This is a genomic window from Lactococcus garvieae subsp. garvieae (assembly GCF_029024465.1).
Taxonomy (GTDB): domain Bacteria; phylum Bacillota; class Bacilli; order Lactobacillales; family Streptococcaceae; genus Lactococcus; species Lactococcus garvieae.
Genome location: NZ_CP118950.1, coordinates 802,605 through 823,929 on the forward strand (window position 1 = coordinate 802,605; position 21,325 = coordinate 823,929).

Below are 21,325 nucleotides of genomic sequence, written 5' to 3' on the forward strand. Positions count from 1 at the left end.
GCAAGGAGAATATCTCCTTGTTTTTTTATTAAATATTTTCCTTTAGTTCGACAACTTCAACTTGATAGACGCTTGATTCATGAAGCATTTTTTGGAGAGCATTAATCATCAGGACCAACCATGTAAAGGAAATTGCAAATGCAATAATCTCGAAAACCGTCAAAGACAGATAGTGCACTTTCAGAAATAAAATTGCTGAAGTGACAAGGGCAATAAAAACAATAGCGGACATGCTAAGAAATTCTCTCGAAATTTGGGGTAAAAGATATTTACTTAATACAATCAAGATAATAATACACAAAACGATACCATAGGCAGAGGCATTGTGAAAGGTCATTGTCCATGACTGAGCGGGGAAAATACCTACACCAGCAATAAATAGAGCAATGATATAATAGAAAGCTTGAACAATCTTGACTTTGAAATTGTACAAGTCACTTTTTTGAAAATCCATAAATAAATAATCAGTAATCGTTAATAGCATCAAGGCAGAAAAAATCATTGTGAAATTAAATTGCCATTGATTTTTAGCTTCACCCGTCCCTAAAAAGCTAAAGTTGTATTGCCACCAAGCATTTTGACCATTAGTAGCCATGGAAAGGAAAATACCACCGATAAAGGTAATGAACAATAAAATAATCAGGTGGGAAATTTTAACCGAGGCTGCAAAGAGAATCAAAAAGTAAAAAACAATAGCTGAAAAGAGTGCAGCTACAAAAGAAGCTGTGAAGCGATCGAGAGTTACACCGACAAAGGTCATCCCCAGAATGTACCAAATTAATGCTTGAATCGCAAAAACAATCAAGGTATAGGCAAGGCTGATTGTGACAAGCTCTCTTATCCTACTGAGCATGCGTTTTTGTGGTGATGTATTTTGCTTGGCGTAAACCCAGAGGAAGGTTACAAAGCCAATGATTGTTGCACACAGCATGCTGATTCCAGCAACAGAATGATACCGGCCGCCCGTGAAATTAATCTGAGAATGCCCACTTAAAAAGAAAGTAAGTAGCGAGATAAGTAAACTTAATAAACTGGGAATAAGCATATAGTGTAACGAAAAATTTTGGGCATCAAGCTGATCAACATCACTTTTTAAGACAATCTGATTGTGTTCAACTGACATTTTATAGTTTTGTTGCTCAAATTTATCCGCAACTTCGTCCGGAATTTCAATAATTTTTTTCATTTATCTTCTCCATCTTTTAAATTCCTATTCTTATTATTATATCAATATTTTGACGATTTAACTTCTCTGCTTCATTGACGAAATGAAAACTTTCTGAATTGATAGATTTGAGTTGAGTTTTTCGCAAATTTTAGAGAGAAGTGTTAGAATTAATGAAATGAAATCGGTTGCCGAGTAGGTTACGACGTGGAAAAGAGGGACAAGATGTTTCAATTTTTAAAGTTGTTTTTAATCAATGCTGTGATTTTCCTTATTTTAGATAGTTTATGGCTCGTCTTTGCTCATAAAAAATTTTATCAACCCAATATTGGTCATCTGATGGGGCAAACCAAACTTTTACCAGCTGTTATTTTTTACCTTATTTATGTGGCTGCTCTTGTGTTTTTTGTTTTGGTACCTGGACAAGAAAAAGAAAGCCTTTCTTATGTTCTTTTAGCAGGAGCCTTTTTTGGAGCGGTGTGTTATGCCACATATGATTTGACAAATCTTGCGACATTGAGCGGTTGGCCATTGAAAATTACAATTGTTGATATGATTTGGGGGAGCTTTGTGACTTCCCTTAGTGCAATACTCACTTATATAATTGCTGCAAAGCTTTAGAAGGAGAGAGAAGTGGGAGAAAAAAATGAAAATTATCGTTTGTTACAGAGTTTTAGAGCTGGGGCAGAAAAAGTAATCCATCAGAAAGAAGAGCTGAATAAAATAAATGTTTTCCCTGTGGCGGATGGAGATACAGGAAGTAATCTCGCTTCACTGATGCAAGCTATTATTGATAATGTGCCGGTGAAAACTTATCCAATGGCTATTCTTTTAGATGAAATATCAGGGGCAGCACTTCTTGGTGCTCGAGGAAATTCAGGCATCATCTTTGCCCAATATTTAAGTGCTGTGGCTGAGAACTATCAGAAAACAGAAACAAATTTTGAAAGTTTTGTGGAGGCTTTGGAAGAAGCCGTAAATAAAGCATATAATTCGTTAATAGAGCCTAAGGAAGGCACTATTTTAACGGTAATGCGTGCCTGGTCTGTTACACTGGTAAAGATTTATAGATTGAATCACTCCTTTGAAGAGGCATTGCTAGAAGCAAAAATAGAAGCACAAGAAGCACTGGATGCGACGCAATTTCAAATGCCCGTGTTGCGGAAAAATAAGCTGGTAGATGCAGGGGCGAAAGGTTTTTATTATTTTATTCTTGGTTTTACAGATTTTTATTGCGGTAAACCTTTAAAAGAAGGGGATGAAGAGGCCGATGACAGGCTAGAGCTGGTTAAAGAAATTTCCGTGGCGCATGTCATAGCCGAAGCACCACGTTACAGATACTGCTCAGAATTTATCCTCAAAGCCCCACAGATTTCGGAAGTTCAATTACGAGAAGTACTGCAAGAAAGCGGAGATTCAATGGTGACTGCAGGAAACGCTAAACAGTTGAAACTCCACATACATACTAATGAACCGCAAAAGGTCTTGGTAAAGCTAGAAAAATACGGACAAATTATCTATCAAAAAGTAGACGATATGCGTCTACAGTACGAAATTTCTCAGAAAAAGCTAGCTCCAATAGCAATTGTTACAGACTCTATTGCTGATTTACCGCAAGAATTTGTGCTTGCACATCAAGTGCACATCTTACCAGTAAATGTCACGGTGGGAGATCAAAATTTTCTAGACAAGTTGACCATCAATGCACAACTTATCAAAGAAAAAGCAGGTGAGAACCTTAAAATGAGTACTTCACAGCCAAGTATCCAAACAATTGATGCACTTTTCTCTTTTTTGGAAGGAAAGTATGAACATGTACTTGTTATCACGGTAGCGTCACAACTTAGTGGCACCTATCAGCTGATCGAGCAACGCATCAAAGAGAAAAAGTATTTGAAAAACTGGATTCATCTCATTGATTCACGGTTAAACTCTGTTGCTCAAGGTTTACTTGTACAACGGGCCGCCCAACTTGCGGAGAGGGGTGTTTCTATCCAGCAGCTTGTGCAAGAAATCAAGCAGTTACGTGAAAGAATATTCATCTACGTGGCGGTGGCTGACTTGTCCCCGATGATACGGTCAGGAAGAATTCCTCAATCTTTGGGAGCATTAGCTCAAAAACTTTCACTTCATCCGATAATTAGTCTGGATAAAACAGGCAATGGGAAGCTCATCGGTGCTTCCTTAAGTCAGAAGAAAAGTATGAAAAAAATACTCAAAAAAATCCAAGTCTTAGCAAAAAATGGACAGATTGAAGATATTGCTCTGACTCATGTCTTGGCCTAAGGGAATATGGAAGAGTGGAAGAAAACGTTAAAAGAAAAAACAGGCAATGATTATAAGGTGATTGAGAGTTCATCTGCCATTGCTATCTCTGCGGGAGCCGGAAGTATCGCTGTCGCTGGCATTACAAAGGAGCAGTTATGATTTATGGAATAGTTTTAGGGGCCTTGCTTGTTTATTTTATCTGCTGGTTTAAAGTAGCGGATCAGAAGAAAAACTACGGGTTAATCGATATAGCATGGGGCGGAGGGTTTGTTTTGACGGCGTGTTTAAGCTATTTCTTTAATACTCAAATCACCATGCAAAATAGAGCCGTTTTGGTTTTGGTTGCACTTTGGGGTGTGAGGCTGTTGGTCCACTTAGCTCGCCGCAATTGGAACAAGCCTGAAGACTACCGCTATACAAACATGCGCCGCAAATGGGGAAGTCATGCGCCAAAATTAAAGGCCTTTTTCTCCGTCTTTATGGTTCAGTACCTTTTACTTTTTATTATTGCGCTGCCGATCATGCAAAGCAATCACCGCCCAGAAAGTCAAATTTTCTGGTGGCAAATTCTTGGAGTGTTGGTTTGGCTGATAGGTTTTGTTTTTGAAGTTCTAGGCGATTGGCAATTGGAACAGTTTAAGAAGAATAAAGAAAACAAAGGAAAATTATTGACCAGCGGTTTGTGGTCAGTGACACGACATCCGAATTATTTTGGCGAGGCTGCATGCTGGTGGGGCATCTTCTTAATCGCTTTTACAGACATTTCTGATCTTTGGCTGATTGTGAGTCCTCTTTTAATCACTGGATTACTCTTATTTGTTTCTGGAGTACCGCTGCTTGAAAGGAAGTACAAAGCGCGCAAAGATTTTCAAGCTTATGCACAAGTTACACCAAAATTTTTCCCTTTCATCGGAAAGAAAGGACTGTAAAAAATCCCAAGAGCTTAATCTTGGGATTTTTTACTTCACGCCGTAGTTAACGTTCAAGGATAAACTCAGAGTGAACAGAGGTCTGTTTATTGGCTTTCGAAACAGCCTGTTCAAAAGCCATCCGCCCGACTTGACGGCAATGGTTGTCAATGGTTGGTAATTTGAGCAATTGTCCAGCGAGCAAACGTTCTTGTCCTACAATGATTGGTTTAGGAAGTCCTTGCTCTTCAAACCAGCGCCATACATTGGCAGCAATTTCATCGGAATTAGCAAAAATCCCATCAAATTGTGTCAATTGTGGAGCTAAGCGATAAGCATCCTCAGCAGAGATAAGGCCTGATTTAATCTGCTCAGCACGTGCTTCAAGGTGATAAACATCCTTGTAAGCCTGGAGAGTAGTTGAGATTGTGGGACTTTTACCTCTGGATAAGAGAAAGCCAATATTTGAACATTGTTGCTCTTTCAGCCATTCAAAGGCTTCACGATAAGCAGGGATTCGATTGGCATAGGTTGCCGGAATCCCTGAGTGTTCAGGTTTGTAGCAGAGCACGATAGGACCATATTTCTGATATTTAAGAATCGTCTCTTCAGGTACTTGACGCGAAGTGAAAATGATGGCTTCAAAGGCCTTTTTACGTAACTTTTCTAGATATTCAATTTCTAAATCCTGATTATAGTTTGAGGGGAGAATAATGATTTTATATCCTGTTTCAAAGCTTTTCTCAAGGATTCCTTCTAAAATTTTGCTGAAAAAAGGGGACTTGATATAAGGAAGTACAACACCGATATTGTGTGTAGCCCCATAGGCCAGCTCTTGAGCAATCGCATTTGTCGCATAGTCTAATTCAGCAGCAGTTTTCAAGATGTCCTCACGAGTTTGTTGAGAAGCATAGCCATTACCAGAAAGCACACGAGAAACGGTAGCTTTGGAGTAGCCAGTGAGTTTGGCAATATCAGAAAGAGATGTCATAAGGTTACCTGTTCATTGATTTCACGAATAGCTGAGAGCGCCTCAGTTACACCGTGATCTGTATTTTTAGCTACCACTATTTTAACATGAGCTTTCACTTCTTCGCTAGCATTGTCCACTGCGATAGGAAGACCTGCAACCTTCAAGAGCGGAATATCGTTATGTCCGTCACCAATTGCGGCAATTTCCTCAAAGTCAATTTCCTTTTCTTCCAAAATAGCTTGCGCAGCATCGGCTTTGGTTTTCTCAGCAGATGTAATCTCCAAAGTATGGGCTGTAGAACGTGTCACATGGATATTAGAGATATCTAGCTCTTTCAAAGCTTGTTCGATTTGGAGCATTTCCTCAGGATTGAACGTCATCAGCATAATTTTGTAAATTTCAGATTGCTCATCAAATGCTTTAATACGCGGTTCAGCTCCGGTAAGGGTTTTTTGGAAGAAGACGCCCTTGTCCTGCTTCTTAATGTACCAGTGTGCCAAGCTGTACCAGCTAAGACTTACATTTGGAAAGTTAGCAGAGAAGTAGTCCAAAAGGGTAGAAACAATGTCAGCCGGTAAGGTGTGCTTTTCAATCACTTGAATCCCAAAGTCATTTTGGGTAAAAGTCAGGTTTCCGTTGAAAGCGATCTGTGGTGTTTTCAGCTGAAGTTTATTCAATGTAGGGCCCATCTCAATCGGGCTTCGTGCGGAAACAAGAGTAACGGGGATATCACTCAGACAGACAGACCAGCGGTTTGTATCAGAAAGGCTGCCACGTGTGTCGAGAAGTGTTCCATCCATGTCTGTAAAAATGTGTTTAATCATCGTTAAATCTCCTTTATGTTTTTGATGCTTTCATTGTAATTTATGAAACGCGTTCCATGTCAAGCGAAATGCTTTTCAGATTTGGAAGATAAATGGAGGGGCAAAACTGGAATTTCATAAATTTTCACATAATTCTGTATAAATTCTTGCAATTTAAAATATTTTTACGTATAATAAGTTTTAAATTCATAAAGGAGAAAATCACATGAGCAAAACACTTCCATTGACAGTCTATTTCTTTTGGCGCAGATAAGTTGTGTTTATGCTTGGCATGGATACAACTTTTGAGTATTCTCAAAAAGTATCTGTGCCCGTGATAAAAAGCCGGGTAAATTGCCCGGCTTTTTCTTTTTGAATTTAACCGCTCTTTAGTTTTTGTTAAACCATTAAAGTTAATCTATCGTGATCCAAGCAGGGCTTTACCTTTTTTATAAAAAACTAAAGAAGCAAAAACAAATAGAAATGAGGGATTTTACTTGGAAAATTCTAATCAAAAACTGAAGTCTTCAATGAAGACGAGACATGTGATTATGCTATCACTTGGTGGCGCCATTGGAGCGGGCTTATTTGCGGGTTCCAGTAACGCCATCCAAGCCGCTGGGCCAGCGGTAATGATTGCTTATCTTTTAGCAGGCGTAATTTTATATGTCGTGATGCATGGCGTCGGCCAAATAATCCTCCATCAAAAAGAGAACACTGTTGGTTTAGCGGGGCTCATCTCCCCTTATGTTGGGAAAAGATTTGCCCACTTTACAGACTGGGTGTATTGGTCATTATGGATGGCTGTTATGGTAGCAGAATCAGCAGCCATTGCTCAATTTTTAGGAGTCTGGCTTCCCCAAATTCCATCTTGGATTTTTGTACTTATAGTAGCTATTATTACCTTGGGGCTAAATCTTTATTCAGTACGTGTCTTTGCGGAAACAGAATATTGGCTTGCTTGGACAAAAATTATTGTCATTCTTATTCTGATTGTTGTGGGACTTTATTTAGTCGCCACTCAAGTTTTCCATCTCGGCCTCAGCGATGGTCTTGGAAGAATGAATACTTATGGTGGATTTATGCCTAATGGTATGCAGGGGGTATTTAATTCCATGCTTATCGTTCTTTATTCTTATGGAGGATCAGAACTCATCGCCTTGACGGTTGCAGAAGTAGAGAATCCTAAGGAAGCTATACCCAGAGCAATTCGAGGAGTTATTATCCGTATTTTCTCTTTCTATGTTATCCCAATGTTTATCTTTGTGGAGCTCTACTCATGGAAGTTCTTGAGTACAACAAAAGAAAGCCCATTTGTCTTGATTTTTGAAAAGCTTGGGATTCCAGGGGCAGCTTTGATTGTTAACTTTGTTATTATTTTAGCTCTCTTTTCAGTTATTAACTCGGCGATTTATGCCACATCACGGTCGGTTTATTCACGGGCCAAAGACGCCAAAGGACCCCTCGGACAAACGCTAGGTAGACTTTCTAAGAAACAAATTCCTGTCGGAGCAATTATCTTTTGCTCAGGCATGCTCTTTATTGGCGCCATTCTCTCCTTTATTTTTGGCGATAATCTTTTTGTCTATCTTGCAGGATCTATCTCTTACACGATTCTTATTGTATGGATGATGCTCTTGATTGCTGCGATTATTTTCTATTTTAAAACAGGACTTGGCGGTTGGTTTATCAAGATAGTTTCCATCCTAACTTTAATTGTACTGCTTATTGTGGGCTACAACGTTGTGATTTCAAATCCATGGGGAATTTCTGTATTTGCCTTAGTCGTCTGCCTTCTCAGCCTTTTAAGCTATCGTAAAAAATAAAAATAAATAATTAAAACGATAAGCTGTCAAGTCTTTTTCTTGACAGTGTTTTTTTGTTTTGGTAAACTTATCTTAATAATATAAGCGAGGTAAGGTCTATTGAAATTATAAGTCATGAAAATTGAAAAAACGTTAAAAGCGGTGCTGCAAGAAAGTCCGCATATGTTTTTTCGCATTCATGATTTATAGAAATAGACTTTCAAAAATAAAGGCCTTTTTGGGCTTGTTTTGAACTCCTTTTCTCTATTTTTGTGAATGCGAAAGTAGAGAAAAGGAGTTTTTATTTTGAATAAAAAACAAAAAGAGATGCAAGCGCGATTAGAGAAAATCAAAGCAGCACAGAAAAAAATGCCTGTTCAAACAGGTAAGAAAATACAGGCCAAAGGCCTTAAACATGCAACAAAAGCACACACAAGTTCGCAGCATTATACGATAGGTTTTAACTAGAAATGAGAACAGTGTGGGGTAACCAAAGCACATAAGCTTTTAGAAAAGGAGAAAAATGTCGAACATTAAAATAAATCATTTAACATTTGGCTATACCGATCAGCTTATTTTTGATCATGTAAATATCAATATTGATGATCAATGGAAGCTGGGTTTGGTTGGCCGTAACGGGAGGGGGAAAACGACGCTTTTAAAAATCCTTCTCGGAGATGTGGAAGCACACATTGACATAAAGACAAATAAGAGTTTCGTGTATTTTCCTCAGACGATTAATGATAAAGACCAGCTGACCTTATTTGTCTTGCAGGAATTAGCTGACTTTGAGCAGTGGGAACTCGAACGTGAATTGACATTAATGGACGTGGATTTAGATACTTTATGGCGTCCTTTCAGTAGTCTTTCTGGTGGAGAGCAGACAAAGACGTTATTAGCCCTTTTATTCTTGGATGAGCATAATTATCCGCTCATTGATGAGCCAACCAATCATCTTGATAAAGCTTCACGTGAGAAAGTTGCATCCTACTTGGCAGACAAGAAAGGGTATATTTTAATCTCCCATGACCGTAATTTTCTTAACAAAACAACGGATCATACACTGGCGATAGAGCGTGCAGACTTACAAGTGTATGCAGGGAATTTTGCTATCTACGAGGAGGAAAAACGTTTGCGCGACCTCACGGAAAAAGCACAAGACGATAAACTCAAGAAAGAAATTGGTAGATTGAAGCAAACAGCGCGTGAAAAAGAAGCCTGGTCACGCAATTTAGAAGCAACAAAATCCCGTAAGAAACGCGGTTTTGATTCAGAAACCAAACGTGTTGATAAAGGTTTTATTGGCCGAAAAGCAGCAAATATGATGCAGAAGTCTAAAAATCTCGAAAAGCGCATGAAAGAAGACATCGCTGACAAAGAATTACTTCTAAAAAATTGGGAAGAAGTACCTGGATTAGAAATGAGTGTCTTAGAGAGTCATCAAAAACGTTTACTGACAGTGGAAAATTTAGCGGCTGGATTTGAAGAACTCCTTTTTCAACCTGTGTCTTTTACACTGGAGCAAGGTCAAGTAATTGCCCTCACAGGAGAAAATGGTAGAGGAAAATCTTCTCTAATGAAAGTCCTCACAGGAGAGTTTACTGGACGTTATGCTGGATCATTTGAGTTGGCCCATAACTTGGTCATTTCTGAAGTAAGACAGCTTGCAGACAACAGAGGGTTCCTGAGTGAATTTGCTAAAGAAGAAAACTTAGACTTGGAACTTTTTCTCAACAATTTGCGCAAATTAGGCGTAGAGCGCAAAGTTTTTGAGCAAAAAATTGAAAATATGAGTCAAGGACAACAACGTAAAGTCGAACTCGCACGCGCCTTAAGTCAGCCGGCGCACCTTTATCTTTGGGATGAACCACTCAACTATCTTGATGTTTTTAATCAAGAGCAAATTATTCAAATGATCAAGGACAGTAAACCTAGCATGCTCGTCATTGAACACGATCAGTATTTTGTTGATCAAGTCGCAGATGTCCAAATCGAACTCGTAAAAAGCAGCGTTTAGCACACTGCTTTTTTTAGTTAAAAAATTTAGAGATTTCTTGACATGTTTCTTTTATTCCTGTATACTAAAGAGGTCGAAAGAATGAAAGCGTTTTACGTGCGCGTTATTTTAAAGACATTGCTCTCTATCCAAGGGCAAACTTTCCTATAAAATGTTTACAAAAGTAAGAACGTCCGTTGGTGAAGCGGGCGTTTTTACTTTTGTTTGAATAAAAGTTCGACAAAAAGCATTATTACCTAAAATAAAAGCGAAACAGTCCTTAATTTGCTATAATTAGATAAGAATAATTTTAGAAAAAGGAGTTTTATTTTGGGGATTCTTGCCATTGTTGAACTATCTATTTTTGTCCTAAACTTCTTTTTATCATTGACCATCATTTTTCGGGAGCGAAAAAGTACCTCAACAACATGGGCTTGGCTCTTTGTGGTCAATCTTTTACCTGTCTTTGGCTTTATTTTATATATCTTGGTTGGTAGGGGCATTGCACACTATCGGATTTTTAAAGTGCAGCGTGCCTTTCGTGTGGGATTTGAAGAGCAATTGAAACGTACTTGGAGAGTGTATAACGAAGAGGGATTTATTAAAAGAATAACGAAAAACCATGGTATCACACAGTTGATTCATATGCTTTTCGTCGAAGAAAAAGCCGTTATTTCAGCTAATACAGGGGTGAAAATTTTTACAGATGGTCGCGCAAAGTTTGATGCGCTGCTTGACGACATTCACAATGCTCAACATCACATCCATTTAGAATATTACATCTTTCGGATGGATCATCTGGGAAAGGAGCTTACGAATGCTCTTACTGCAGCGGTAAAACGTGGTGTTGAAGTGAAAGTGCTTATTGATGCTTGGGGAAGCAATAAAACAAAAATGCATGAGTTTGATGAATTGACGAAAGCTGGTGGAGAAGTATCTTATTTCTTTCCGTTGATTTTATCCCTTATCAATCCCCGAACAAATTATCGCCTACACCGGAAGATTGTCGTTATTGATGGTCAAATCGGTTATACAGGTGGTTTCAATGTGGGTGATGAATACGCAACAGAAACGGCAAAATTTGGCTACTGGCGAGATACCCATCTCCGTTTAACAGGTGATGTTGTGTACTCGTTGCAGAACCGCTTTATTATGGATTGGAACAGTCAGCACAAGTTTGAAATATCAGAAGCAGAAGAGTACTTCCCAGCAGCTTTAGAAGAAGGTCGTATCATCACGCAGTTTGTGACCTCTGGCCCAGACGAAGTCAAAGCACAAATCAAAATGACCTATATGAAGATGATCAACAGTGCAGAACGTGAAATCATTATTCAAACACCCTATTACGTGCCCGATGATGCCTTGCACGAATCTTTAAAACTAGCCCTTTTATCTGGGGTGGAAGTCCGTCTCATGATTCCTAACAAACCGGATCATCCACTGGTTTATTGGGCCACCTATTATTATGCAGCTGACTTGCTTAAGATGGGCGCAAAGGTTTATACTTATGAGAAGGGCTTTGTACATTCTAAAACGCTCATTATCGATGGGGAGTATGCATCTGTAGGGTCAGCAAACTTCGACAATCGAAGTCTCCAACTTTGCTTTGAGGGAAACATGGTCCTTTACGATTATGATATTTCGCAAAAATTACGGGAAGACTTTAAGAAAGATCTTGAAGTCAGCAAACGATTGACCATGGAGATATATGAAGAACGAAGCACAAGCATTCGTTTCAAAGAGGGGCTTGCAAGACTCATTAGTCCAATGCTTTAAACATAAAATGATCCTATTTATACTTTAATAAGAAAGAGGAGAAAAAGATGGATAACAAACTGAATATTGTCATTATTACTGGGATGTCAGGTGCAGGTAAAACTGTAGCCATTCAATCTTTTGAAGACATGGGCTACTTTGCCGTCGACAATATGCCGCCTAACTTGATTGAAAAATTTGTTGAGCTTCTCAATACACCCGACAGTAAAATAAACAAAGTTGCAATGGTTGTGGACATGCGATCACGTATCTTCTTTGACCGTTTACGTGGTATCGTTGCAGAACTTTCAAATCTACCAGAAGTGAATTTTAAGCTTGTATTCCTTGATGCAAGTGATGTTGAGCTGGTTGCACGATATAAAGAAACGCGCCGTTCACATCCATTGGCTATTGATGGACGTGTATTGGATGGGATTACGCAAGAGCGCGAAATCCTTTCAGATCTGAAGGCCTTGGCTGAAGTTGTAATCGATACAAGTGAACTCACACCACGTAATTTGCGGGCCCGTATCCTTGAGCGTTTTTCAGAAACAAAAGAAGCGCCATTTCGTATCGAAGTTATTTCCTTTGGCTTTAAGTACGGTTTGCCTATGGATGCAGACTTAGTCTTTGATGTGCGTTTCCTACCAAATCCACACTATATTCCAGAACTTCGGGATAAAACAGGGCAAGATAAAGAAGTCTTCAACTATGTCATGAATCAGGAAGCTTCTGAAGATTTTTATAAAAATTTAATGCATATGCTCTTGCCAATTATTCCTGCTTACCAAAAAGAAGGAAAATCTGTATTGACAATTGCTTTTGGCTGTACAGGAGGCCAACACCGTTCTGTCGCATTTGCTGAACGTGTATCCAAAGCACTTCTTAAAGAAGACTGGCATTTAAATACTAGCCACAGAGATAAGGATAGACGGAAAGAAACGGTTAATCGATCATGAGCAAATCAAAAGTAGTAGTTATAGGGGGCGGGACCGGAATTCCCGTCATTTTGAAATCTTTGCGTCAAGAAAATATTGAACTTTCCGCAATTGTAACAGTAGCAGATGATGGGGGCTCGTCGGGGCGTTTGCGTTCAGCAATTAATATTGCTCCGCCGGGAGACTTGCGTAATGTTCTGATCGCCATGAGTGACATGCCCAAATTTTACGCAGATATTCTGCAATATCGTTTTGATGCAAGTGACGGGGAACTTGCTGGTCATCCCTTGGGCAACTTGATTATCGCTGCGATTGGGGAAATGCAAGGATCAACGTATCAGGCAGTACAAACCTTGGCCCGATTTTTCCATGTACGGGGAAATGTCTATCCTTCAAGTGATGCAGCGTTGACCTTGCATGCTGTCTTTAATGATGGACACGAAGTTGAAGGTGAAAGTAAAATTGCTGATTATGATGGCTTGATTCATCATGTTTATTTGACGGAGACGAACACAGGCCAGAGCCCACATGCCTCTAAAAAGGTGGTGCAATCTATAATGGAAGCAGATACGATTGTTTTAGGACCTGGCTCCCTCTTTACTTCCATCTTGCCAAACATCGTCATCCCAGAAATTGGTGAAGCCTTACTTCAAACAAAGGCGCGTATCATTTATGTCTGCAATATCATGACACAACGTGGGGAAACAGAGCACTTTAGTGATGCAGATCATGTGCGTGTTATCCATGAACATTTGGGGACACGTGTGATTGATACCGTACTTGTCAATAGCGCTGAAGTGCCGGAAGAGTATATGAATTCAAACAAATTCGATGAGTATTTGGTCCAAGTTGCTCATGACTTTAAGGCACTCAAAGAAGAAGAAGTTAACATTATTTCAAATGATTTCTTACAGTTGGTTAATGGAGGAGCTTTCCATAATGGGGATGCCATTGCTTCAGAAATCATGGGTATCAGTGCACGTTGTGAGAGAAAAAAATAATGAGTTTTACGAGTGAAATAAAAAAAGAGCTCACGAGTCAAAAAGCAAGTCGAGGAACTTTGCTCGCTTTGATTCGGATGAATGGAGCTTTGGGTATTTCTGGTGGTTTGACCTTGTCCTTATCCACCGAAAATGCAGCTACTGCAAAGTATATTTATCAGATGCTCCTTGAAATTTATCAAATACGTGCCGAAATTCGGGTGCATCAGAAAACAACACTTTCAAAAAATAGAGTGTACACTGTTTTTATTGAGGATAAGGTTAATGAATTGCTCAATGAGTTACAACTGTCGGACTCGCTGATGTTTTTGGATTCTGGTATTCCTGAGTCAGTCAAGTATGATCAACAAGCACAAGAAGATTATATGCGGGGCGCTTTTTTATCAAGTGGTTCAATGCATAACCCAGAAAAAGGCGATTATCAGTTGTCCATTTCTAGTGTGTACCAGGAACATGCTGAGGATTTAAAAGATATTTTTAATAATTTCGGTTTTGATGCACGTGTCATTGCGCGGAAGAATCGCTACATTCTCTATTTATCTAAAGCTGAGGAAATCATGGACTTTTTGACTTTGATTGGTGCGATGAAGGCACGCTTAAAATTTGAAGATGCAAAAATAATGCGTGAAATGCGTGGCTTGGCAAACCGTCAATCCAACTTTGAGTCTGCCAATATAAATAAATCAGTGTCGGCAGCACAAGATGTAATATCGGCCGTCAAATATTTAGCAGAGAAGAAAGAGCTGGAAAATTTACCGCCTGCACTCACAGAAGTTGCGCATGCCCGGATTGCTCATCCTGAAGCGACCATCAAAGAATTAGGGCAACTTTTGGATCCACCTCTGGGTAAATCAGGTGTGAACCACCGGTTACGAAAATTGACAGCCTTGGCTGAAGAAATAAAAAAAAGCGGAAATTAATCCGCTTTTTTTAAAGCATTTAAGAACATCTCAGTAAGAATCTCAGGACGCTTCAGTGCTCTTTCTAAAGGGAGTGTTTTCATACCTTCACTCATAATATCGATAAATAGAATCAGGTCCTCATCCGTATATTCAGGTGAAATTTCTCCTTCTGCACGCCCTTTTTGAAAGAGTTTTTGATAAACAAGTTGTTGAATATGTCGCGTATCTGTATCAAAAAAGTTAGGGTCCGTGGCGTATTGATTCATCATGTTTTGCAAAAAAGTATCAGTCATCATATGAATCTGCTTTATTTTAAAGCGCGAAACCTCGCGGAAAGTCTCACGAAAATTTTTCTCCGTGTTGACCAATTGTTGAATTTCCTCAACCATAAAATGAAGTGCATTTCGAATAACGACATTCATCAAGTTATTTTTATTCTTGTAATATTTAAAAATTGTGACCTTAGAGACCTGTGCCAGTTGAGCAATTTCATCCATAGAAATATCGGAAATTAAGCGTTCTCGTAGTAGGTTAGAAGTCACTTCAAGAATGGCTTTTTTCTTTTTTTCTGTTTGATTCATTTTCTTGCCTCCACAAAAGAATACTTTATATGTATTATATCTTTTCGTTTGTACTCTTTCAACTAAAATAGTACAATATGAACTATAAAAGGGAAAATAGTACACATTACTGATGGAGTGAGGAGGAGAAACGATGCAAAAGATTGTTGAAATAAAAAATTTGCAGAAAAATTTTGGTAAATTTAAAGCTTTGAAGAACGTTACATTAGATGTCAATGCCGGAGAAGTTTTGGGCTATATTGGACCAAATGGTTCAGGAAAATCAACAACGATTCGTGTTTTGCTGGGGATTATTAAAAAGAGTGGAGGTTCAGCCACAATATTTGGTAAAGATGTTTGGACGGATGCCATTGAGATTCATAAGAAAATTGCCTATGTCCCTGGCGATGTCTATCTTTGGCCCAATCTTACAGGAGGCGAGATTATTGACCTTTTCTTGAAGCTACATGGAAACGCGGACCTTAAAAAACGGGACGAACTTATCGAGAAGTTCGAACTCGATCCAAAGAAAAAGGCGCGCAGTTACTCCAAAGGGAACCGTCAGAAAATCGCTTTGATTGCTGCTCTAGCAACGGATGCTGAACTTTATATATTCGATGAGCCGACCAGCGGGTTGGATCCCTTGATGGAGTCGGTTTTCCAAGCTGAAGTTCATCGTCTGAAAAAGGCGGGAAAGGCCATTATTTTGTCCAGCCACATCTTATCTGAGGTTGAGCGTTTAGCAGATCGTGTTGCCGTTATTCGAAAAGGAGAAATCGTTGAAACAGGTTCACTTGATGATTTACGTCATTTGACACGTGATACCTTTAAAGTCGAAACTCATCAAGTTCCAGAAGCGTTGCGTGGATTAGAGGGCGTATATGATTTACACCTCAATGGCAACAAGGCTGTTTTTCAAGTGGATTCGGATAAAACGGATGTTATCTTAAAAACCTTACTTCAGTATGGGGTGAAGAAGTTAGAGTCTACACCGCCAACTTTAGAAGAGCTTTTCATGCATCATTACGAGTAGGAGGTGGACATTATGGATAAACCTTTAAATAAAACCTTCAGTATGCTGAAGGCCTTGCTCAAGAGAGATTGGTTGAAGCTTGTCTTTTGGATAGTCGGTGTGTTGGCTTTTGCTGCATCGGGAGTGGGTAAATTTGAGCTTATCATGCAGACTGACAGTCAAAGAGAAACCATGTTTAATGTTTTTCAAGGCCCAGCCATGACGGCATTATTCGGTCCTATGACGGTCACTCAAGGTAAGGATTTTACTGCAGCTGCAGCTTATGGCACTACGATGCCTTTAATTACCGCAATAACATTTGCTGTTGTTTCTGTTATTTATGTTGTTAATCGAACACGGAAAGAAGAAGAGGATGGCATTGCTGAAGTTTTTCGTTCTTTTCAAGTCGGAAAATTAGCCAATACGACAGCCGTTGTGATTGAACTCTTTGTTTTACAACTGTTGATTACTGTGGTTTTAGCGGCCTCAATTCAGTTGCAAAATATTCCGGGTATGACTTCTTTTAGCGAAAATCTCTTGTTTGCCTCTGCTATAGGTGTCCAAAGTTTACTATGGGGCTTGTTCGCTCTTGTTTTTGCACAAATCTTTTCCGATTCAGGCAGTGCTAAAGGTGCTACTTTTGGCCTGCTCGGCTTGCTCTATCTTATTCGTATGGGAACAGATACACAAAATGTAAATTGGGGCTATTGGAATCCCTTAAGTTGGTCCTATCTAACTGACCCTTATGTTAAGAATCATTGGCTTCCCATCTGCCTCGCTTTGGGATTGAGCGCTGTCCTTCTTGTTCTCGCTTATATCCTTGAGATTAGACGAGATGTCAATGCAGGTTATATTCCAGAGGCAAGCGGTAAGGCCCATGCTTCGAAAAGCTTGCTCAGTTTTACAGGGTTGACGCTGAGGCAACAACGTACAGCCAGTATCGGCTGGATTTTGGGGCTTTTTGTCCTCGGTATTACTTATGGCTCTATGATTGATCAAATCGGTGGTTTTGTTGAATCCAGCCCCACTATATCTCAACTCTTTAATATTGATCCTCATCTGGCAAACGAAGCCAGCAAGGCAGCAAGTAAAGCGATGATTGAAAGTTTTATGTCGACAATCTTTATGATTTGTGCGGTAATGGTTGCTTGTTTTGCGGTTACTTCCCTCATGCGGATGGTAACAGAGGAACGAAAAAATCGGCAAGAACAGCTTTATGCCATGCCGATTAGTCGTTATAAAGTTTACGCAACTTATATGATTATCTCTTGGATATTGGGCGCCCTTGCTCAATTTGCAGTTACGCTTGGCATTTATCTCTCCCAAGCTCATAACGACAATGCGTTCAGCTTTGCTAAAGTAGCAGCGGCAGGGATGTCTTGGACAGTTGGAATTTTCTTTGTTCTGGGAAGTTTAGGCTTGCTGATGGCCTTGATCCCACGTTGGAGTGCGTTGATCTGGGTTTATCTTGGCTTTGCTTTTTTCATGAGTTATATTGAACCTCCCAGCTTGGTTAAATAATTTTAATATTTTCCATCATATTTCAAGACTTCCAGTCGAAACGATGAATTGGGGTAATTTTGTACTCATATTTACTTTAGCGGTAGCCTTTGCTCTCATTGGAATGGTTGTTTACCGCCGACGGGACTTGATTGGTGATTAAATAAAAAAATAGTCCAGATGGACTATTTTTTTAATTGATGATAGCGATTGTACCAAATATCAACATACTCTTTGGAGAAAGGTCCGCGTTCATTATTTATCCAATCAACAAGAATTTTAACATTTTCTTTCAAAATGTGGTCAATTTCAGGAGAGTAGTTCATTTGTCTTCTGTGACGTTCGTATTCTTCAACATCTAAGAGTTTTTTCTCGCCATCTTTAAATACTTTTACATCGAGATCGTAGTCGATGTATTTCAGCGCCTCATTGTCTAAGACAAAGGGGCTCGCAAGGTTGCAGTAGTAGCTGACGCCTTCCTCACGAATCATAGCAATGATGTTAAACCAAAACTTTTTGTGGAAATAAACGATTGCAGGTTCACGTGTGACCCAACGACGGTCGTCTGACTCGGTTACAAGTGTGTGGTCATTTACACCAATAATTGAATTTTCATTTGTTTTCAGTATCATCGTATCTCGCCAGGTACGATGTAAACTGCCATCATGTTTATAGCTTTGAATCGTGACAAGGTCGCCTTCTTTCGGAAGATTCAAGGCTTCACCAACTTTCCAAAATTCAAAGTTCTCGCTTATTATTATAGCATAATATTCAAAAAGTTTCTGAACTCAGGTTGGCAGTTCAAAAAAGCTTAGGCTACTGAGCAACTCTTTTGACAGATTCTGTGCACGGTAATCTTGCCAGCTGTCAAGCGTTCTAATCGCCTGATATCTTTTACGTAAATGATAGTGTTCTTCAATTTGATACTCGGGATAATCTTGTAGAAAATCGCTGACCATTTGCCATTCGTAAGTGTAACCTAAGGGGCGAGAGTGATACATGATGCCATCGATAGATTGAGCAGAGATACGATGATGTGCGTGTCCAAAAATAACATCCGTAATTTGGGGAAACTGAATAAACAACTCATGGAAAGCTTGAGAGCCAAGATAAGCGTTGAAGCGCTCAAATTTTTTATAAGCCGTGTTAATGGAAAAAGCTTTGTGTGGAACAAAATGCATTGCAATAATGATACGGCCAGAAAAATCGAGATTTTCCAAAATACTTTCGAGAGTGTGAAGCGTATGTTGTGTCGTAAGAGCATCGCTATAATCACGATGAATTTTGCGATCAAAGTAAAAACTATTCTTAAAAGCTAAGAGCTTCTCCTTTGAGTAATCTTGAGTAAAAGAGTAATCATACCAGCCGTGAAAACTAATCAAAAGTGTATCCTCAAAATACTTAAGTGAAAAATCCTGTGCATTAATTTCTTTTTCGGATAAATGTACCATATCATGGTTGCCAAGATTATGGCTAATATCGAAACGCTTTGACAATTGATTAAAAAAAGGTGCTGTAATTTTTTTGTAGTCGTTGGACATGTCTCCTGCAAAGTGCAAGTCTGTCACAGACTGCTCTTGCAGAGTATCAATTAAAACTTGAATTTCAGAATCTGTAAATTGATTAACATCCAGATGCAAATCTGAAAGCAGTGCTAATTTTTTCATAGTTAAATTATAACAGAACCGCAAGTCAAGTTCTAATGGTGTTGACTGAAAAAAGATAACAGGCATTTTTGTTTATTGATAGCTTTGGACTAATTTTTCGATTTCTTCATCCAATAAGGTATAGAACGCTGCGATGTGTGCTCCATCAATAAGAGCGTGGTGCGCAAGAACAGAAAGGGGAAGCAAGAGTTCATTGTTTTGCTCAAAATACTTTCCCCAGGTGATTCTTGGATTGCTGTCCGCAGGAACTGGTGTCGGATTAATCATAGAAGTAAAAGAGAGCCATGGGAGCGTGGAAATAAATAATTTATTTAAAGAGTCAGTAGCCTCCTCATTAATAGAGCGCGTGGCTTTAGATTTTTCTTGCTCTTTCAAGGCATAGCTCAAAAATGCACCAAAATCAGGCGTATAATCAAGATTGCAGTAAGTATAGGTGCCATCATCTAAGGCAACAGTGTGTGAAGTTTGACAGTTATCAAATTCTATTATTTTATTTTCAACGATACGTTGCTTAAATTCTGAAACGCCGTTTGCTGCTTGGGACACACAGTAACAGATGGTTAAGAAAAAAGGTAACTTATTCTCTTTTATCGTTGCAACAAGTTTTGTAATATTTACGTTCACAGTCACTCCAACATAAGGTTGAGCAAGACTCTTAAAATATTCAAAATGAGAAAGACGATTATAGGAAGCCATGTTAATATATTTAAAATTCATTGTTTCTCCTCAACAATCACTATTAGAAGCGAGTACTTCCTTAGAGTGTACCATAGATTTCTATCATTTTGAAGACTTGTCCAGCTGTCCGATAAAATCAAAGTAATTTTTATCCCGTGGCGCTAAATTGAGCGCGCTTTCTTTTCTTGTGACTTTGTATTAAAATGGAAACAAGGAGTAAAAAAGTATGAAAAAATTAATCATGTTATCTGGTGTTGCACTTATGTCATTGACCCTGGCTGCTTGTTCGTCCGAAAAAGCCTCCAAAACAAAGTCTTCGGAAGAAAAAACAGAGAGGACAAGTCAGACATCTAAGACGGGAAGCTCAGTGGCTACTGAACAGACAAAAAGTGTTGAAAGTGAAACAAGTAGCCAAGAAGAAGTGGAACCAAGCTCAGAGCCAGAAAGTTCGACCGAGGTTACTCCAGACTCAAGTACAGAGGCACAAGCAGTTGATTTGGATGAAGCGGCAATTTTAAATAATGATTTTACAACTCTGGTCGGCACATGGGTGGCTGGAAATGGCAATGTTTTAATAATCAACCCTGACCAAAGTGCAACTCTTAATGGCAAGGCACAGGAAATTACTGTTGATAGTGTAAGCTCAGGGCAAAAAGTACTAAACATTCGAATGGCGACTGGTGTAGCTCGTACTGGAGCAGCAATCGAAATATTAAAGATTGGAGAAAAAAATCCTTATGGAGATCAATCCGATACCTCTAAACCACGCTTGCTTTTAGTGCAAGGGGGATTCAACAGTCCTGCTGAAGAATATTTCTACAGAAAATAAATTTGTGAGCTTATAAATTATAGTTAACTAGAGTCCTAAGGATAATTTTGATATAATAGAGGAGATCAAAATTAAGATTAGAATTTATATAGGTTATATATGAAGAATACGGTAAAAATACTGCAGGGGATTTCAAGAATCCTCTTACTCGTTGTTGGCTTAGCATTAATCTCAGGCTCCCTCTTTTTTACTGGGGTTCATATGGCCAATAAGAATGTCACAAAAACTGAAACTCAAGGTGTAGTTGTCCGCGGAGATGAAGCATTAAAAGAGGTCAACTACACTTTTGAAGGTGTTAGCCACCAAGTACGGCCCTTGGACACTTATTTTAGAAACTTGGGTACGATTGACACAGAAATCAAAATTTACGTGGATAATGAACATCCAGAACGTATCTTTTTGACCTATCATGGTGACGGTCTGATGCGCACAGCGGGAATCCTAGCAGGTTGGGGCTTATTATTGTTGGTCATTCTCTTGGGGGAAAGACAGCTGATGAGTCGTATGAAAAAACTTGAGCAACTTGCCGAAGAAGAAGAAAAAGAAACACTTTCTTGATGGTGTT

Annotated in this window: 20 protein-coding genes and 1 pseudogene; 14 read left to right on the forward strand and 7 right to left on the reverse strand. The window is 39.1% G+C overall.

Annotated elements, in window-relative coordinates:
* Nucleotides 1-28: 28 nt before the first annotated feature.
* Nucleotides 29-1,186 carry a DUF998 domain-containing protein gene (locus PYW30_RS04005; protein WP_004258055.1) on the reverse strand — a complete coding sequence of 386 codons (1,158 nt, stop codon included), beginning with the start codon at nt 1,184-1,186 and terminating at the stop codon, nt 29-31.
* A gap of 204 nt (nt 1,187-1,390) precedes the next feature.
* Between PYW30_RS04005 and PYW30_RS04010 the strand changes: the two genes are divergently transcribed.
* The 3 genes and pseudogenes from PYW30_RS04010 (at nt 1,391) to PYW30_RS04025 (ending at nt 4,362) form a co-directional block, all read left to right on the forward strand.
* Complete coding sequence (locus PYW30_RS04010) at nt 1,391-1,786, forward strand: DUF2177 family protein (protein ID WP_004258051.1); 396 nt, start codon at nt 1,391-1,393, stop codon at nt 1,784-1,786.
* Nucleotides 1,787-1,798: 12 nt separating this feature from the next.
* Nucleotides 1,799-3,592: pseudogene (locus PYW30_RS04015) on the forward strand (DAK2 domain-containing protein).
* A complete protein-coding gene (locus PYW30_RS04025) occupies nt 3,589-4,362 on the forward strand; it encodes a DUF1295 domain-containing protein (protein WP_014024598.1) in 774 nt (257 codons plus the stop codon). Before PYW30_RS04015 ends, PYW30_RS04025 begins: the two are co-directional and overlap by 4 nt.
* 46 nt (nt 4,363-4,408) lie before the next feature.
* On the opposite strand, the gene PYW30_RS04030 is transcribed toward PYW30_RS04025, so the two are convergent.
* Both PYW30_RS04030 and PYW30_RS04035 read right to left on the reverse strand, forming a co-directional pair.
* Nucleotides 4,409-5,332, reverse strand: coding sequence for a LacI family DNA-binding transcriptional regulator (locus PYW30_RS04030; RefSeq protein ID WP_042218647.1), 924 nt, complete (start codon nt 5,330-5,332; stop codon nt 4,409-4,411).
* Nucleotides 5,329-6,138, reverse strand: coding sequence for a Cof-type HAD-IIB family hydrolase (locus tag PYW30_RS04035; RefSeq protein WP_042218648.1), 810 nt, complete (start codon nt 6,136-6,138; stop codon nt 5,329-5,331). The genes PYW30_RS04030 and PYW30_RS04035 overlap by 4 nt, the downstream gene beginning before the upstream one ends.
* A 476-nt stretch (nt 6,139-6,614) precedes the next feature.
* On the opposite strand from PYW30_RS04035, the gene PYW30_RS04040 reads away from it, so the two are divergent.
* From PYW30_RS04040 to whiA, 7 genes are all read left to right on the forward strand, one after another.
* Nucleotides 6,615-7,943, forward strand: a complete 1,329-nt coding sequence (locus tag PYW30_RS04040) for an amino acid permease (protein ID WP_004258036.1) — start codon at nt 6,615-6,617, stop codon at nt 7,941-7,943.
* Nucleotides 7,944-8,228: 285 nt separating this feature from the next.
* Complete coding sequence (locus PYW30_RS04045; protein WP_014024601.1) at nt 8,229-8,390, forward strand: hypothetical protein; 162 nt, start codon at nt 8,229-8,231, stop codon at nt 8,388-8,390.
* A gap of 55 nt (nt 8,391-8,445) precedes the next feature.
* Nucleotides 8,446-9,939, forward strand: a complete 1,494-nt coding sequence (lsa(D), locus tag PYW30_RS04050; protein WP_042218650.1) for an ABC-F type ribosomal protection protein Lsa(D) — start codon at nt 8,446-8,448, stop codon at nt 9,937-9,939.
* Between the two features lie 309 nt (nt 9,940-10,248).
* Complete coding sequence (cls, locus tag PYW30_RS04055; protein WP_042218652.1) at nt 10,249-11,694, forward strand: cardiolipin synthase; 1,446 nt, start codon at nt 10,249-10,251, stop codon at nt 11,692-11,694.
* Nucleotides 11,695-11,741: 47 nt separating this feature from the next.
* A complete protein-coding gene (gene rapZ / locus PYW30_RS04060) occupies nt 11,742-12,632 on the forward strand; it encodes an RNase adapter RapZ (RefSeq protein ID WP_042218654.1) in 891 nt (296 codons plus the stop codon).
* Nucleotides 12,629-13,612, forward strand: a complete 984-nt coding sequence (locus PYW30_RS04065) for a gluconeogenesis factor YvcK family protein (protein ID WP_042218657.1) — start codon at nt 12,629-12,631, stop codon at nt 13,610-13,612. Before rapZ ends, PYW30_RS04065 begins: the two co-directional genes overlap by 4 nt.
* Nucleotides 13,612-14,532, forward strand: a complete 921-nt coding sequence (gene whiA / locus PYW30_RS04070; RefSeq protein WP_004258014.1) for a DNA-binding protein WhiA — start codon at nt 13,612-13,614, stop codon at nt 14,530-14,532. Before PYW30_RS04065 ends, whiA begins: the two co-directional genes overlap by 1 nt.
* Here whiA and PYW30_RS04075 read toward each other — a convergent pair.
* Nucleotides 14,529-15,095, reverse strand: coding sequence for a TetR/AcrR family transcriptional regulator (locus PYW30_RS04075; protein WP_042218659.1), 567 nt, complete (start codon nt 15,093-15,095; stop codon nt 14,529-14,531). The genes whiA and PYW30_RS04075 overlap by 4 nt on opposite strands.
* Nucleotides 15,096-15,228: 133 nt before the next feature.
* Between PYW30_RS04075 and PYW30_RS04080 the strand changes: the two genes are divergently transcribed.
* Together PYW30_RS04080 and PYW30_RS04085 are read left to right on the forward strand one after the other, a co-directional pair.
* Nucleotides 15,229-16,107, forward strand: a complete 879-nt coding sequence (locus PYW30_RS04080; protein ID WP_042218662.1) for an ABC transporter ATP-binding protein — start codon at nt 15,229-15,231, stop codon at nt 16,105-16,107.
* Nucleotides 16,108-16,119: 12 nt separating this feature from the next.
* Nucleotides 16,120-17,607: an ABC transporter permease gene (locus tag PYW30_RS04085; RefSeq protein ID WP_232254493.1), complete on the forward strand. Its 1,488-nt coding sequence runs from the start codon at nt 16,120-16,122 to the stop codon at nt 17,605-17,607.
* A gap of 164 nt (nt 17,608-17,771) precedes the next feature.
* On the opposite strand, the gene ntdP is transcribed toward PYW30_RS04085, so the two are convergent.
* The 3 genes from ntdP to PYW30_RS04100 all read right to left on the reverse strand — a co-directional run bounded on the left by ntdP (nt 17,772) and on the right by PYW30_RS04100 (nt 19,970).
* Nucleotides 17,772-18,302 carry a nucleoside tri-diphosphate phosphatase gene (ntdP, locus tag PYW30_RS04090; RefSeq protein WP_004258003.1) on the reverse strand — a complete coding sequence of 177 codons (531 nt, stop codon included), beginning with the start codon at nt 18,300-18,302 and terminating at the stop codon, nt 17,772-17,774.
* A 72-nt stretch (nt 18,303-18,374) separates the two neighbouring features.
* Complete coding sequence (locus PYW30_RS04095; protein WP_042218665.1) at nt 18,375-19,319, reverse strand: metallophosphoesterase; 945 nt, start codon at nt 19,317-19,319, stop codon at nt 18,375-18,377.
* Between the two features lie 6 nt (nt 19,320-19,325).
* Nucleotides 19,326-19,970, reverse strand: coding sequence for a CatA-like O-acetyltransferase (locus tag PYW30_RS04100; RefSeq protein ID WP_042218668.1), 645 nt, complete (start codon nt 19,968-19,970; stop codon nt 19,326-19,328).
* A 187-nt stretch (nt 19,971-20,157) separates the two neighbouring features.
* Here PYW30_RS04100 and PYW30_RS04105 point away from each other — a divergent pair, with 187 nt between their 5' ends.
* Together PYW30_RS04105 and PYW30_RS04110 are read left to right on the forward strand one after the other, a co-directional pair.
* Complete coding sequence (locus tag PYW30_RS04105; RefSeq protein WP_042218669.1) at nt 20,158-20,760, forward strand: DUF6287 domain-containing protein; 603 nt, start codon at nt 20,158-20,160, stop codon at nt 20,758-20,760.
* Between the two features lie 99 nt (nt 20,761-20,859).
* Entirely contained in the window at nt 20,860-21,318 is a 459-nt protein-coding gene (locus PYW30_RS04110; protein ID WP_004257993.1) for a hypothetical protein, read from the forward strand.
* The last annotated feature ends 7 nt before the right edge of the window (nt 21,319-21,325 follow it).